Below are 13,989 nucleotides of genomic sequence, written 5' to 3' on the forward strand. Positions count from 1 at the left end.
AGTCTGTTCCATGCAGACCATGTTCTGTTTGCCACGCGCGCCTGAATTTCATCGGAATAGGGAGCAACATCTACAACACCTTCACGCAGCCTTATGGAGAGCCGATATATTGCCGTTTCAATAAACATCCGTGTTGTTTCGTTGAATTTTCTGTCCAATTGAACATAATAATCCATGATAGTTCGAGGAGTACCGGGGGGCATAATGCCCACAAAGGTTCCGGTCCTCTCCTCCACATAGGTCTCTATATCATCTATTAAACCAACAGCATAGAGGGCTTCCACATATTCCTACCGAATCATATAAAACTCCCGATACAATAAGAGTGGTCGCTCCTTTGGGAGCGACCACAGAAAACTGTGTGTGAATAATATATATATCTGACAGTAATTCAGATAATTATCGAATATACAGTTTTTGCTGTTGTAGATCTCCTCCTCGTGCATTTTCAATTTGCAACAGGTACACCCCGCGGGAAATTGTTGGAAGAGACAGTTGATTAACCCCCTGACTCAAGCTCTTTCCGTCAAAGGAAGCTACCTGTCGGCCCATGGGTGTAGTCAGACGTAGAGAATACTGCCCAGCTTCTGGAATAACAAGGGATAGTTGATTGTTGACGACACCTTCTACGGAAAATTGATATTCAGGGGACATGGTCATATCATCAATAATTGACGTTTCACCTTGTGACACAGATCCATAAAAAGTAATGTTTTCCACCATGAAGGAAACTTCATATGGATCAAGTCGGGGTCCCCATGAACCATCATGACGATTCATCGGTGCAAGAGGCTTGATCTCAATAGCTGTAATTTCTGTAGGATCAATAGGATCATAGGTAAGCTCACCCGTATAGGTCTCCTCATAATCAAAGGCATGCAGGGGAATCTTTCCTGATTGCACCATGGGTGATGAAGCAATATTTTCCTTAGGATAGATATTGTTCAATAAGGCTTGCCTCTTTTCTCCCGACTCAAGCTCTATGATAATTGCTAGAGGTGAGGTTGACTTATAGTCAAGGGAGATATGACTCAAATCATCAACATCAAGATTATATGCACTAAAGGTTGCCCAGGGATAATTAGAACCTTGTACTGCATCCACCACAACCTTTCCATCAAAACTTCCCGAGAAGGCTCCTTGGGAAGCACTTGAGTTTAGCTCTTCATTGCGAATAAAAGCAAAGGTAATATCATCGCCAGACTGTGCTTGAAGTGGCTCAGGAGCTTTATTTGCTAAATCACGAACACGATTGATTTGTTCTGTTGCTGTGACAAACTCCGTATTCGGCTGGCTTTGTGCATAGGTTATAAACTTTTCCAAAGCAGAAATACGATCTTCCCACGTATTCCATCCATTGACAACACATAATCCCCAGGCATCGCGATTAAAATCGGTCAGAAGGGTTGCGTTATCATAAATAGGAGTGTGGTAATCTGTGTGCATACCAATACTCAAGGGAGCACGATTTCCTTCCATACGTAAATCAAGGGTATGTTTCATCATCTCAACCCAGTTATCATGAGTCATCCCCCATAAAATCCACGTATTAAAATCGAACCCTGTAATTTTACCATGCTGCAACCAGTACTGTCGATCAGATCCACGAGTCTGATACTGTGTTCCGATGCTGCTATTATCAAAGCCCTCTGCTGCCGGCAGGATATCGTCATCATTTCCCCCACCACTTGCTTCAAGAACTATTTCATAATTGTCATACACATCATCACGAATATGTTCAGGAACAATAAAGGTGTTTACAGGAATCTGCCACAACCCTTCTCCCGCAGGCATTGAGTCGATATGACGACGTCCGCCTCTGCTATATTGAGTCCACGTATTTTGGGCACCGTTATCCACAGTGTATGGCCACAGCATATTCGTCCCATCGCGGTGATTCTCATACCCTTCCTCTAAGGAACAATCCCAAAGATAGCCAAGATCTGCCAAGGCATAGAATAGGCCGGAGCTTGTTTCAAGGCGGGGCGCACGAAACCCGATAAAGGTGTTTAAATCAAACCCTGCATCCGCATAGGCTTCACGAGAATATTCCAAGGCACCTTTCCAGGCATCTTCACTAACAAAACGCCCGGCATAAACAGCCCACCCCATGTGTTGCTGACGCGAACCAACGGGTTGTCCAAATTGCTCAGACTGAGTAATGGTATCTCCCCAGGGAGTTACCTGTGTATTGTTGGCATTAAACCCCTCTCCACCCCAGCTTGAGAAACCACCGGTATTTGACATACCTTGAATGTCTCCTTCACCGTATGGATTATTTCCCTCTTGATACGGAAGGGGAGAATTTGATTCCATGTGATCAAAGGTATGGTCTGCAATCTCATGTCCTGCATCTAAGGCCTGTTGTGTCGCTATTTTAATTGTGTTCGGCTGCACCAATTCTTCGGGGTTTCCACGGACCCACACTTCATGCTCACGCCCCCATGAAACAGCAATAGTATTGTGGTCAAGGCCATCTTCTGAACGTGGCTCATACCATCCATACTCCGATTGATAGTTCATCCACGCTTCTCCTTGCCCATGATTTCCATCGGACCACACATCCACATACAAACCGGTAATCATAGTAAAGGTCTGAGGAACTCCCAGATCAATGGCCCACTTCATACCCATATCACCTTCTTGGATATTTAATGCGTTATTTTGTGGAATCCACGATGGAAAGCCATGAGTTGCGTACGATCCTTGCCCACCAACAACGCTTGCATCTTCCCATGGAATATCTCCATCAGTATGCTCATAGGCTGTTCCATCAAGACCAGAATAGGCATTATCATCCCAAATAATTGAAATGAGCTGCGTAATACCAGCTGGGTCTTTCCCTGCAGGGTTCATGGGGGAAGGGAACACATAATCCTGCGCATAACTCAGTAAGACACATGCCAGAATCATACTTGAAATTCGTTTACACATAAAAACTCCTTTTTAGGGGTACCTAATTACTACTGCAAAGGTATATCAAAAGATATTCGCGAATACATTTCAAAAAGTTGACTTTTTCCCAGCAATCTTTACAACACACTGCTAAACAACACGTTACAACTACCTAAAGACTTTTAACACGACACTATCTTTCCCAGGGATTGTTCTACTTTTTTGTTATCTCTACGCAAACCATATCGATTTCGATACTCCTGGGGAGAAATCCCTTCACAATTCTTAAAGGTTCTGCTAAAAGAATTCGCATATTGATGTCCCGTGAGAAACGATATGCGGCTTATGGGATACTCGGTTGTCCGTAGAAGCTCCCGTGCTTTTGAAATACGTAGGTGTGTCACATATTCCTTATAGGTCATACCCCGCTCTTCTCTGAGAGCAGTTGTTAGTTCTGCTATGGTGTAGCCCAATTTTTCTGCCACGGCAGCTCGGCGCAGCTCTGAGGAGGTAAAATGAATATCGATATACGCTGCCACGGAGATCCGCTGCTCGTGCTTTTCGGGGAAAACTTCATCAGGAAGCACTTTCTTAGACGCATGCTTTTCAGAAACATCAAGGCCTCTTGAAAGAGTGCTCTTACTTCCATAGATACGGGCTTTTATCTTTCTGTTTTTATAGAGACGCATCTGCGTATATACAGTAACCAACAGGATAAATATACCAATGAAGGTGGTTATAGCTCCTGTCAAAGCAGCCCTTTTACTCGGGATAAAACGAATTGAACGAATAAAAAACCGCTCCCCTCGTATGGTAATGTTGCTCACCTTTGAAATATCCTGTGTTCCATACCAAGAGGCATCTCTTTGGGCAAACCATCGTCGGGGCACGGCAAAATCATTGATTGGAATCCGAACACGTCCTTTCAAAGAGCTCTCAAAGGAGTATTCTCTCGGCATATGCGTATCCAGTTTTCCATGATATGATACTGAGTCAATCATAGAACTGAGACAAAGGGTAAACTCTTCTGAGTAAGGATGGATATCAATCTCAAGATAGGAATAGCACGAGAGATCCATTGCACGATGCACAAAGGGTGAGTGATACCGAAAAACGGTCTGTCTATCGCCATCTGCACCAATAAGAGAATCAAGCACCACGCGAGTTCCGGAATCACTGGATACGGAATATTCAAAGAAGGGGTCCCTTTCGGGAAACACAGAAAGAGAAGCAGGGAGAAACAGAGCATACACTACGGTTCCCGCAATAAGAGAAATGAAAAAGATTTGTACATACACCCGCTGTCGTTTTTTCATACCCACACCCATGAGAGATACTGCATACCTCAATATAGTGTTTTTTGATATATGTAACAGACCCCCAAAACAACAAAACACTCTTAACAAACTGATTATAAGCTAATTGCAACATATTAACTCGTACATAACACAGGAAAATGAACACTATTTTGATACAAAAAAAGCTCTTTTGCCTTAAAAAGAGCTCTCAGCATATTGCCGCTTTACAAAAATGACAGCAAAAGGTATTTTTTATATGAAGAATACTTATCATATTCCCCGAAAATCCGAAAAAGATTCCCATGAGGTGAAAAAAAGCACATTCATCTCCTATCTCTTTCATGCGCCTCATATGAATGACGTGTCATCTCATCTCCAAGCCCTAAAACAAAAACACCCCAAGGCACGCCATATCTGCTGGGCTTGCATTGCCGGAGATCCAGCAGACACATCAGTCCGTGGATTTAGTGACGATGGAGAGCCTTCGGGCTGCGCAGGTAAACCTCTTCTAAAAGTACTTGCCTATTCCGGCCTCGGAGAAACCGCCCTCTTTGTGGTACGCTATTTTGGAGGGATAAAGCTTGGTACCGGAGGTATGGTGAAAGCATATACTACAGCTGCACAACGTGTAATTTCCCTCTGCAGTACGGAGAAAATTGTTCCGACCATCTCCGGTGAAATAACAATCCCCTATCGTATGGAGCCACTCCTGCGGTATATACTGCAAGATCCTGCAATTACTCATACTGAATTTCAGTACAGCGAAGCTGTGCGGGTACACCTTTCTCTTGAAGAGACTTCCTTTCAACGAATTTCTGAACGTATTCGCACAGAATGCAACTGCACTATTAGCCCAGATCCATAGCTCATTTTTGAAAACAGATTTCCTGCTGAAACAAAGAAAAAGGAACTCTTCCTCTTTTTTTTCAGAGCACCATGTATATATAGGTATACCTCTCAACACAGTAAAGGTGGTTTGTATGAAGAATTTTATTAAGGGAACTCTTTTTGGCGGAATTGGGCTGGGGCTCCTTACTTCAGAACGCATTGAGCGGCTCCTTAAGGATATGATACAGAAAAGCGAGATGAGTAAATCTGAGGGCGAACAATTTATGGCTGAAGTGAAAAAAAAGTCGGAAAAAACCCAAAAAGAGATTGAAAAACGTATTTCTGAGGAAATTCAAAAAGCACTCTCAAAACTGAATCTTTCTCAGGAAGAACAAGTCGCAAAGCAGGCAAAAAAAATAACCGCCCTCGAAAAACGAATACGGGAGTTGGAATCATCCCAGAATGATACGAGTAAATAAAAAGCAAACCATTGGGAAAACCTACATCCACTTTAGGCGCTATCGTGAGATTGTAGCAATACTTTTTAAATTCGGTTTTGATAACATCATCGATCAACTCAATATCGGCGATGTTATCCCCTTTCTGCCGAAGAAAAAACTTGCCAATATTCATGCCTACAGCAATGTAGAACGCTTACGTATGGCCGTGGAAGAATTAGGGCCAACCTTCATTAAATTGGCTCAAATTCTCTCCGTACGCCCCGATCTCGTCCCCTACGATATAGCTCGGGAATTTTCCCAATTACAAGATCGCGTCCCCCCTTTCTCCTCTGATACGGCCTGCGAGATCATAGAAGAACAAACGGGAGAAAAAATCCCTTCACTCTTTCTTGAATTTGACAAAACCCCCATTGCTGCAGGGTCAGTATCACAAATTCATTATGCCTTGCTTCACAGTGGTGAAGAAGTAGCCGTAAAAGTACAGCGACCCCATATCACAAAAAAAATTGAAGTTGATCTTGAAATACTCTATCATGTCGCAGGTTTTATAAAAAACCACCATAAGAAACTCACACACCATCGCCTCGAGCATATTGTAGAAGAGTTTGCCAAGACCCTCTCAAAGGAACTTGACTTTGTCAATGAAGCGCACAATATCATGCAGTTCTCATCGATGTTCAGATCTTCTGACCTACTGCACGTGCCTCGGGTCTATCACGAATATAGCACGGAGAAACTCCTCGTTATGGAGTATATTCGGGGAACCAAACCGGCTTGCCGAGAAGAATTATTGGAAAAGACACACCTTCCGCCCCTCGAAGAAATAGCAAAATATGGCCTCTCTCTCATCTTTGAGCAAATATTTATCTATGGCTTCTTTCATGCAGATCCTCATCCGGGAAACGTATTTATCCTCGACTCCGGGAAAATATGTTACATTGACTTTGGCATTACCGGACGGGTGACCCGGGAAGAACGAGAAACCTTTATGGATTTGCTCTTAGCAATTTCTCACCGTGATGAAAAAAAACTGGTTCGGCATATTCTCAAATTTACCCATGAATCACACTTAGGGGAAACAGAAAAACTTGAGCGGGATTTTATCGAACTTATCGACCAGTACATTAATGCCCCTTTGGAAGAAATGCGCTACTCCCGCATCATCCATCGACTCTTCGCCATATTAAATGAAAATAGGGTAAGCTTGAAAAGTCATATTTACCTCATGCTGAAAACCTTGGCAACAACGGAAAGTCTGGGACGGACCCTCTACCCCGATCTGATATTACTCGAAGAGATGCGCCCCTTTATACGACGAATTTACCGAAAACGGTTTAGCCCACGTACCCTGTCCGAAAAAGGAGCAACACTCATTGGAGAACTGCTCCAACTTGTCCGAGATTTTCCTGAAGATATTCATACCATCACGCAACGAATTTTACTAGGAGAACTTTCTATTGAGCTACGGCATGAAGGTCTTCGGGAGATCGCCGATACCCTTGATCGGGTAAGTAATCGCATCTCCTTTTCCATTGTGCTTGCAGCTCTTATTGTGGGTTCATCTCTGTTAATTCAGGCTCATACACCACCGCTATGGAATGATGTCTCAGTTATCGGCCTTGGCGGGTTTCTCCTCGCTGGACTTATCGCCTTTATTCTTATTTTTTCTATGTTACGAAAACGGGATTTTTAAATAGTCCGCCGCAACATGTCACCAATTCGAAGCTTTACGCCACCCTCTAAGACAACCACAACTAAACGATTTGTAACAGCTCGTTCTACTAAGTTTCCTGAAAGATCATAGATGCCGGATACACGCACCTTGCACGGGCCTTTTTTCTGATTTACCGGGAGTAAAGAAAGCGCTTCTCCGCACACAATCGGATTTTTAACATCAACCACGGCTCGTCCCCCCGTCAAAACATCCTTTACCCGTCCCAAAACACGTATCTTTGATTTTTCCTTTGCATACCCCGTAGACTGCAACTGATTATCTCCTCCAAGAAATCCCGTGGTATAGGGGCGATGATCGAGTTCATTTAGCTGTTCTACCAGAGCAGGATCTACACCAGAAGAGGGGTCTTTCATAAGCGTATCAATGACAATCCGATAGGCACGAACCACCGTGGTAATATAATTTACACTTTTATTTCGCCCCTCTATTTTCAGTGAGTCTGCCCCAAGGGAAAGCAGGGAAGGAAGAAGCGGCAAGGTATTTAAATCTTTCGAATTAAAAATATACGTCCCCCGTTCATCCTGTTCTAAACGGAGGGCAAAGGAAGGGGAAGGATCCTGTGATGAGGTACCATGGGGAATAAGATCATAAGGAAACCGGCACGGTTGTGAACATTCACCATGATTGGGATGTCTCCCGTCATAATATGCTCCCATGAGACATCTGCCCGAAAGTGACATGCAGAGCGCCCCGTGTACAAATATTTCTGTCTCACAAAGAGATGCCCCTACAATTTGCGCGATCTGACTGCTGTCAAATTCACGGGGAAGCACGACCCGACGTATCCCCTGCTTCACCCAAAAACGCACACTTTCAGTGTTGAATGTGCCCGTTTGTGTGCTCAGATGCAGTTCAATATCTGGGCAATACTCTTTACAAAGAACCAACACACCAGGATCACTCACAATGAAAGCGTGAGGGCGATGGCTCTGTGCTACCATTTCTTGCAAAAACTCGCGAACCGATTCAAGCTCTGTGTCGTTGGGAAGGATATTCAGCACGACGTATATCTTTCCCTGAAAACGATGGGCCAACTCCATAATCTGCGGAAGGTCGGTCACGATGAAGTTATCAGAATAGGCACGCAGATTCAACACTCCCATTCCAAGGTATACCGCATCTGCGCCACTCAGAAACGCTGCTTCAAGGCTTTCAAAATTACCCGCCGGAGCGAGCAGTTCCGGTTGTTTCATCATAGCCCTTTCTAAAAACGGGAAAAATACTCAAGACGAATTTCTCGTCCCCAGCCGTACACACTATCGTCGGCTGGATAGTTTTTGCTGCGAATGCGATTGCTGAACACATCACGAAAATGCAGCGAAAACTGTAAGGAAGAAACAAAACGCCATGAAAAACCGAGATTTAAAAAGCCTGACGTGATACCCCAATAGGTGTCAGGATCAGCGTCTTTCACCTGTTGATTGGTTGCAAAATCGTATTCTATAATTGCGGCAATTTCTGGATTAATTCGGATATTAGTGCCGATCCCAAAGTTAGGCCAGTGTACATTGTCAACATCTTCGAACGAGTAGTTGATATTCATGATAAATTCTGCAGGAAAATTAAAAAAGGCGTAGTTCCGCCCCATGGTTACGTAAACCCCTTCTGATTTGTATACAAACCCCCGATACTCTGGGGCATTACCGCTATAGCCCTGAATATCAACTCCTGTCGCCACACTCCAGCGTCGGTGGGGTTCATTAAATAAATGGTACTTTATTCGTGCTCCAGGCCAAGGATACCAATCAACCTCGTCTCTACCAATAAGCCCGTCACCACCATAGCCAACCCCAACCAATAAGCGATCTGACAACCCCACATCCACAGAAAAAATTACCCCTGCTCCGGAGGTACTTCCACCGGGTGGTGAGATACGACTTGACACAGAATATGCCCCGCGAGGAAGGGTTGATGGTGCAGACATATCGATGAGATGACCACTGTAAAGAGCGTGTGAAAGAGACACCATCACAAGAACCAAGAAAGAAGTATGGACACGTATAGTCATTGAAAGCTACCAATTTTGAAGAGTAGGGTTTTGTTCTCGTACCTGCAACTTTTTCCGATTATGTTCCGCATTTGTTCGAGAAAAATAGTGTTCCCCAGAACCATCCCATTTCGCCACAAAAAAAGTTCATCTGTTTCTAAGGGGTCAAGGGCTGCCACAATGGCTGCTTTTCCCGGGGAACAAATGGGCCCCGGAGGAAGTCCTCGGTGGATACGCGTGTTATAGGGCGAAGGATTTTGCAGCTCTGACACGCGGAGCGGCCCTGTAAATCGATTAATAATAAATCTAACCGTTGCATCAGCTCCCAGAGGGATATTTTGATCAAGGCGGTTATGAAACACACCTGAAACACGGCGGAGTTCATGGGCAACATTGGTCTCTTTTTCTATAATTGAGGCAAGGATCACTGCTTCATAGGGAGAAAGAGAGGGCGTATCAACCTCCTCCAGAATTGCCTCCATAGCTTGAGTGTATTGGCGGACTAATATGCGAATAATCTGTTCTTCACTCAATTCTTTGGGAAAGAGGTAGGTTTCTGGAAAAAGAAACCCTTCAAGGGATTCATAGGAATCTTTAGAAAGGGAGCCCATAAAGGAAGAATCACGGGCAAGGGAGTCAAACCGTACCGTATCAATGGGATACTGGCGCGCAATCGTTCGGGCTGTTTGCTCAATGGTCAGCCCCTCGGGAATTGTCACCGTAACTCCCTCAACAAGGGCAGATCCTAAAAGCACCTCCAGTGCATGAAGCACCCCAGACTGCTCAGGAACCGCATATGCTCCCGCTTGAATTTTATGGCCCACTTCCTGGTAACGAACATAATAATAAAAGAGAGCCCAATGGGGAATTATTTCTGCATCTTCAAGTAATTCAGCAATGCTACGCAGTGATGCACCGCGAGGAATTTCAATACGTACGGTTTCTCCCCGCCGTTCTTCAGGAGCATAAAAGCCCCAATAGGCTAAGAGCCCACAGAGAAGAGTCACAATTACGAGAATGAACATTACAAACTTTTTTACCACTATCTGCATAGCTCTAACCATCCATAAAAAAGCATAAAAAGCATACCCTGCTCCCGCTAATATATATAATAAACCGGTAAACCAGGTCTGTCCGAATTGGCGTATGAGAGAAAAGGCGTGGTGCATTTACCGTTGCAGGCGGTATACCTGCCCTCCTTCTTGGATAATATGCTCATCCATTTCTAATTGCAACAGCGTCGAAAATAACTCCTCATGACGATCAATTTCTTCCATAAACTGATCAAGGCGAAGCCCCTGCGGTGACGCTTTCAACAAAGTCATAATTTTTCGTGCCGCCCCAGTGAAGTTCTCAAGTGAAAGGCTATCAACGGGAGTTATAACTGAAGCAGAGGTACCGGCATCTGATATTGTCTGCCCTGTGGGATTTCCATACATGGCATCCATGGATGAAAAAAAGGAGTCCCCATCAAGATAGGGAGTTGCTCCATGACGAAGCAAGGTGTTTGTACCGCGACTTTGGGCAGAAAAAATTGATCCAGGTACAGCATAAACATCCCGATTCTGCTCTAAGGCATTATGTGCCGTGGACAGCGCCCCACTTTTCTCACCTGCCTCTACAACAACAGTAGCCATAGTTAAGGCCGAAATGATACGATTTCGCCGAAGAAACATATAGGGTTTCCCTCCTCGTCCGGGGGGATATTCTGTTACCAGTGCCCCCTGTCGACGAATACGCACTGCGAGATGCCGATGCCCTGCTGGGTAAATTCTATCCAAGCCATTGGCAAGAACAGCCACGGTGGTTCCTCCTTCCAAGGCCTGTTCATGAGCAACCCCATCAATCCCGTGGGCAAGCCCACTGACCACGCCATAGCCACGAGCGACCGCCTGACGTGCAATATTGGCAGCCACTTCCCGCCCGTATGATGAGGGGGTTCGTGTCCCCACAATACTTACGGAAGGTCGTGATAATGCTGCCGTATCGCCCATTACATAGAGAACAAAGGGAGGATCTGGACTGTTACGCAACAACTGCGGATACGCAGGATCTTCAGGAAATACCAAGGTAATTCCGTAGGAGAAACACCACGAACATACCCGATCGGCCTCATCCAACAGAGAGGGAGAAATATGCTGTGCAACCCGCGATGTAAGAAGCTGTTTTTTCCTTGATGAAGAACAAGTAAAAATTGGTGCTATAGCTCCATACGCTGCGCGTATTTTTTCAATACGTCGCGGACCAACCCCTTCAACAAGAGAAAGGGCAACGCGGGCTCGCTCCTCCTTATCCATACATCTTACGAGCGATAGATACCATTTTCTTTCCGAGGTTTTCCGCAGTCCGAATCCCCGCTGAATCTTCTCTGATTCCTGCAGGATACCCACTCCAAAGATTTGCTCCAAAATGGGCGGTAGGAGCAGCATCAGAAAGGGCGATCATACCATGAATTAAAGCACTGCGAAGAATCTCCATTTCTGTTAATTCCTGTCCCCCATGACGGGAACGCCCCACAGAAAGTGCTCCTGCCAAGAGATTTTCCCAGCGAAAGCCGGTGCGACGAAAGACCACACTCCGATCAAAAAAAGCCTTTAGCTGAGAACTCATACCCCCAAAGTATACAGGAGAAGCAAAGACATACCCCACCACATCGGTATCAACCATACGCGGCAGAAACTCGTTTGTATAGGAGTCATCCTGTGAACAGTTTGGTACATCCAGTCCTGAACAATAGCCGCAATCCACACATCCACTAAAGGTGTAATCTGCCAAGGGAAGTATCTCCGTCTGTATTCCTGCATCGGCAATAATATTCATAACGCGCTCTAAGCCAAAAAGGGTTGTACTCCCCTTTTTTTAGGACTTCCACATACTCCAATAATTTTCATCGACCCATCTCCTCATCTACAAAATCAGTTTCATATAAATAATCAGCCACGAGTAGCCGCATGTCAATCAAGGCATTATTCAAATCGTATAAGGCTTGTGCCCGCCGAAGACGCTGCAAAGCATACGCCTCTTTACGGTGATTCAGTTCTTCTACGGTCATAACCCCATTATCAAATCGAAGACGAGCTATTTCAAGTGCTTCTAAAGCTGCAGAAACAGCTCGATCCTGACGTTCTATGGCTGAAAGATGTTCTGTATACGTTGTATACGCATGACGAAGTTGCCACAGGACATCCTGCTTTTTCTCAATGTAGTCCAACTCCGCAATACGCTTGGCATACCGCGCTTCAGCAAGGCGTTCAACACGTGCACCAAAGGTAAAAAGAGGATATTCTACCTGAAAAAACGCTTCCCGATGATCCTGTAGTGAAATATCACTGTCAGGAAAGGTTCGTACCCCAGCCCGCACTCCCCAAGTAAATTGTGGTAAAAAGGCGGTTCGCTCTTGGCGATACTCCGCAGCAGCAATATCTCGAGCGATATCCTTAAGAAGAATTTCTTTATTTTCCGCAAGGGCCGTTTGCTCAATGGCAGATATCCCCTGTCCATATTGCTGCTGTACAAGACTATCCGTTAAGTCCAACTCCCTCTGTTCCTCTGAAAAACCGCCTAACTCCAAAAACTCTTGAAAGAGAAGCTCCTCTTGCCGTTCAGCCTGACGAAAATCATCCATGGCGTTAGAATAGGCAATGGATGTGACGAGTGTATCATAGGAATCCCGTGTCTCACCGTGAAAAAGGTCTACCGTACGCTTATGAAGACGCTCTTTTTCAGCGGCAAGATCAGCATAAATTGAACTCTTTTTTCGACTTAACAAAACCGAATAGTACATTTTTGTGGCGCGAGCCTTCTCTTCCATCTGTGTTAACTGCCACTCACAAATCATATATGATGTCTGAGTTTCTATAATAGCAAAGGAGTCACGGCGGGGATGAGTTATCCACAAGGGGTTTTCCATGGCAATTCCCGCGTAGACTTGATGGCGAGGCGCCTCTTCAAACCAAGTGGCATATTGTTCATCAAGTAGTCGTGATAAAAACTGCGTACCTGGAGCAGGAAAGGATGACTCCTGAACAAAACGCTCTTCCAGATGAGGCTTGTCATACCCTGCAAAGGGAAGATTTTGCGGCACAAATTGATAGCGACTAAAGGCCATTAGCTGTGGATAAAACTCCCGTTCAAAGGCAGTGTATTTTCGTTGCCACTGCCGATGAATCAGCTGAGATTGCTCTATACGAGGAGACGCTGCATATACGCTGTCAATATAATCAGTAAGAGAAAGTTCTTCTCCAAAGAGCATGAATTGAAAAAAAACATACCACAGAGCAGCGTACAGGAAAAGCTCACTCTATTGGCGAATACGGCCGTTACAAATGTGTTTATTTTTATACCGCTCATCATGGGTCACCTCTCGGCCAAACCATGCAGGTGGAACGAAGGCTGCACTGCTCGCACGGTTCTCAAACTCCACCTCCACAGAATAAAACCCGTTCAGCTCTTCATAATATATATCAAGTTCGAGCTGAAGGTGTGTATAGGGCAGATGATACCGACGTTTCACAACTCTTCGTCCTTCGGTTAAGCGCCACAGGAGAGTAAAATCCTTTTCTTTAAGAAGAATTTCTTCTTCCTCACGCACTTCACCTTGTCCCTGTTTTACCGTAAGCGTAAAGACCGTACCAGCCTGGCGAAGACGCACTTCACGGTCATCCTCAATGCTCAAATATCCCTGTTTGATATCGGTATATGGATATTGAGACAGGTTATCCGGCAGTTTTTTTACCAAAAACTGCCGTTCAATTTCCTGTGTATGCACCATACTATTACGAAAAT

Annotated in this window: 12 protein-coding genes and 1 pseudogene; 3 read left to right on the forward strand and 10 right to left on the reverse strand. The window is 44.8% G+C overall.

Annotated elements, in window-relative coordinates:
• The 3 genes from CALK_RS08720 to CALK_RS08730 form a co-directional block, all read right to left on the reverse strand.
• The coding region (locus tag CALK_RS08720) for a hypothetical protein (RefSeq protein ID WP_034637585.1) at nt 1–284 on the reverse strand (284 nt) is incomplete at its 3' end.
• Nucleotides 285–399: 115 nt separating this feature from the next.
• Nucleotides 400–2,934: a polysaccharide deacetylase gene (locus CALK_RS08725; protein ID WP_022637319.1), complete on the reverse strand. Its 2,535-nt coding sequence runs from the start codon at nt 2,932–2,934 to the stop codon at nt 400–402.
• 143 nt (nt 2,935–3,077) lie between these two features.
• Nucleotides 3,078–4,211 carry a helix-turn-helix transcriptional regulator gene (locus CALK_RS08730; RefSeq protein ID WP_162146722.1) on the reverse strand — a complete coding sequence of 378 codons (1,134 nt, stop codon included), beginning with the start codon at nt 4,209–4,211 and terminating at the stop codon, nt 3,078–3,080.
• A 238-nt stretch (nt 4,212–4,449) separates the two neighbouring features.
• On the opposite strand from CALK_RS08730, the gene CALK_RS08735 reads away from it, so the two are divergent.
• The 3 genes from CALK_RS08735 to CALK_RS08745 all read left to right on the forward strand — a co-directional run bounded on the left by CALK_RS08735 (nt 4,450) and on the right by CALK_RS08745 (nt 7,175).
• The gene (locus CALK_RS08735) at nt 4,450–5,058 is read left to right on the forward strand and encodes an IMPACT family protein (protein ID WP_022637321.1); all 609 of its coding nucleotides are present in this window, start codon (nt 4,450–4,452) and stop codon (nt 5,056–5,058) included.
• Between the two features lie 115 nt (nt 5,059–5,173).
• Nucleotides 5,174–5,500 carry a hypothetical protein gene (locus tag CALK_RS08740; protein ID WP_022637322.1) on the forward strand — a complete coding sequence of 109 codons (327 nt, stop codon included), beginning with the start codon at nt 5,174–5,176 and terminating at the stop codon, nt 5,498–5,500.
• Entirely contained in the window at nt 5,484–7,175 is a 1,692-nt protein-coding gene (locus CALK_RS08745) for an ABC1 kinase family protein (protein WP_022637323.1), read from the forward strand. The genes CALK_RS08740 and CALK_RS08745 overlap by 17 nt, the downstream gene beginning before the upstream one ends.
• On the opposite strand, the gene CALK_RS08750 is transcribed toward CALK_RS08745, so the two are convergent.
• From CALK_RS08750 to CALK_RS08780, 7 genes and pseudogenes are all read right to left on the reverse strand, one after another.
• The gene (locus CALK_RS08750; RefSeq protein ID WP_081698095.1) at nt 7,172–8,413 is read right to left on the reverse strand and encodes a peptidase U32 family protein; all 1,242 of its coding nucleotides are present in this window, start codon (nt 8,411–8,413) and stop codon (nt 7,172–7,174) included. The genes CALK_RS08745 and CALK_RS08750 overlap by 4 nt on opposite strands.
• Nucleotides 8,414–8,421: 8 nt before the next feature.
• Nucleotides 8,422–9,225, reverse strand: a complete 804-nt coding sequence (locus CALK_RS08755; RefSeq protein WP_022637325.1) for a hypothetical protein — start codon at nt 9,223–9,225, stop codon at nt 8,422–8,424.
• On the reverse strand, nt 9,222–10,256 hold the full coding sequence (mltG, locus tag CALK_RS08760) for an endolytic transglycosylase MltG (protein WP_162146723.1): 1,035 nt from the start codon (nt 10,254–10,256) through the stop codon (nt 9,222–9,224). Before mltG ends, CALK_RS08755 begins: the two co-directional genes overlap by 4 nt.
• 117 nt (nt 10,257–10,373) lie before the next feature.
• The gene (gene dprA, locus CALK_RS08765) at nt 10,374–11,501 is read right to left on the reverse strand and encodes a DNA-processing protein DprA (protein WP_022637327.1); all 1,128 of its coding nucleotides are present in this window, start codon (nt 11,499–11,501) and stop codon (nt 10,374–10,376) included.
• Nucleotides 11,494–12,048, reverse strand: a pseudogene (locus CALK_RS08770) (flavodoxin family protein); the annotation flags it as partial. The gene dprA and the pseudogene CALK_RS08770, both read right to left, overlap by 8 nt.
• 43 nt (nt 12,049–12,091) lie before the next feature.
• Nucleotides 12,092–13,456 (reverse strand): TolC family protein, encoded by a 1,365-nt coding sequence (locus CALK_RS08775; protein WP_022637329.1) that lies wholly within the window; start codon nt 13,454–13,456, stop codon nt 12,092–12,094.
• Between the two features lie 48 nt (nt 13,457–13,504).
• On the reverse strand, nt 13,505–13,975 hold the full coding sequence (locus tag CALK_RS08780) for a CYTH domain-containing protein (RefSeq protein ID WP_022637330.1): 471 nt from the start codon (nt 13,973–13,975) through the stop codon (nt 13,505–13,507).
• Nucleotides 13,976–13,989: the final 14 nt, after the last annotated feature.

The sequence above is a fragment of the Chitinivibrio alkaliphilus ACht1 genome, from assembly GCF_000474745.1.
In the GTDB taxonomy this organism is placed as follows: domain Bacteria; phylum Fibrobacterota; class Chitinivibrionia; order Chitinivibrionales; family Chitinivibrionaceae; genus Chitinivibrio; species Chitinivibrio alkaliphilus.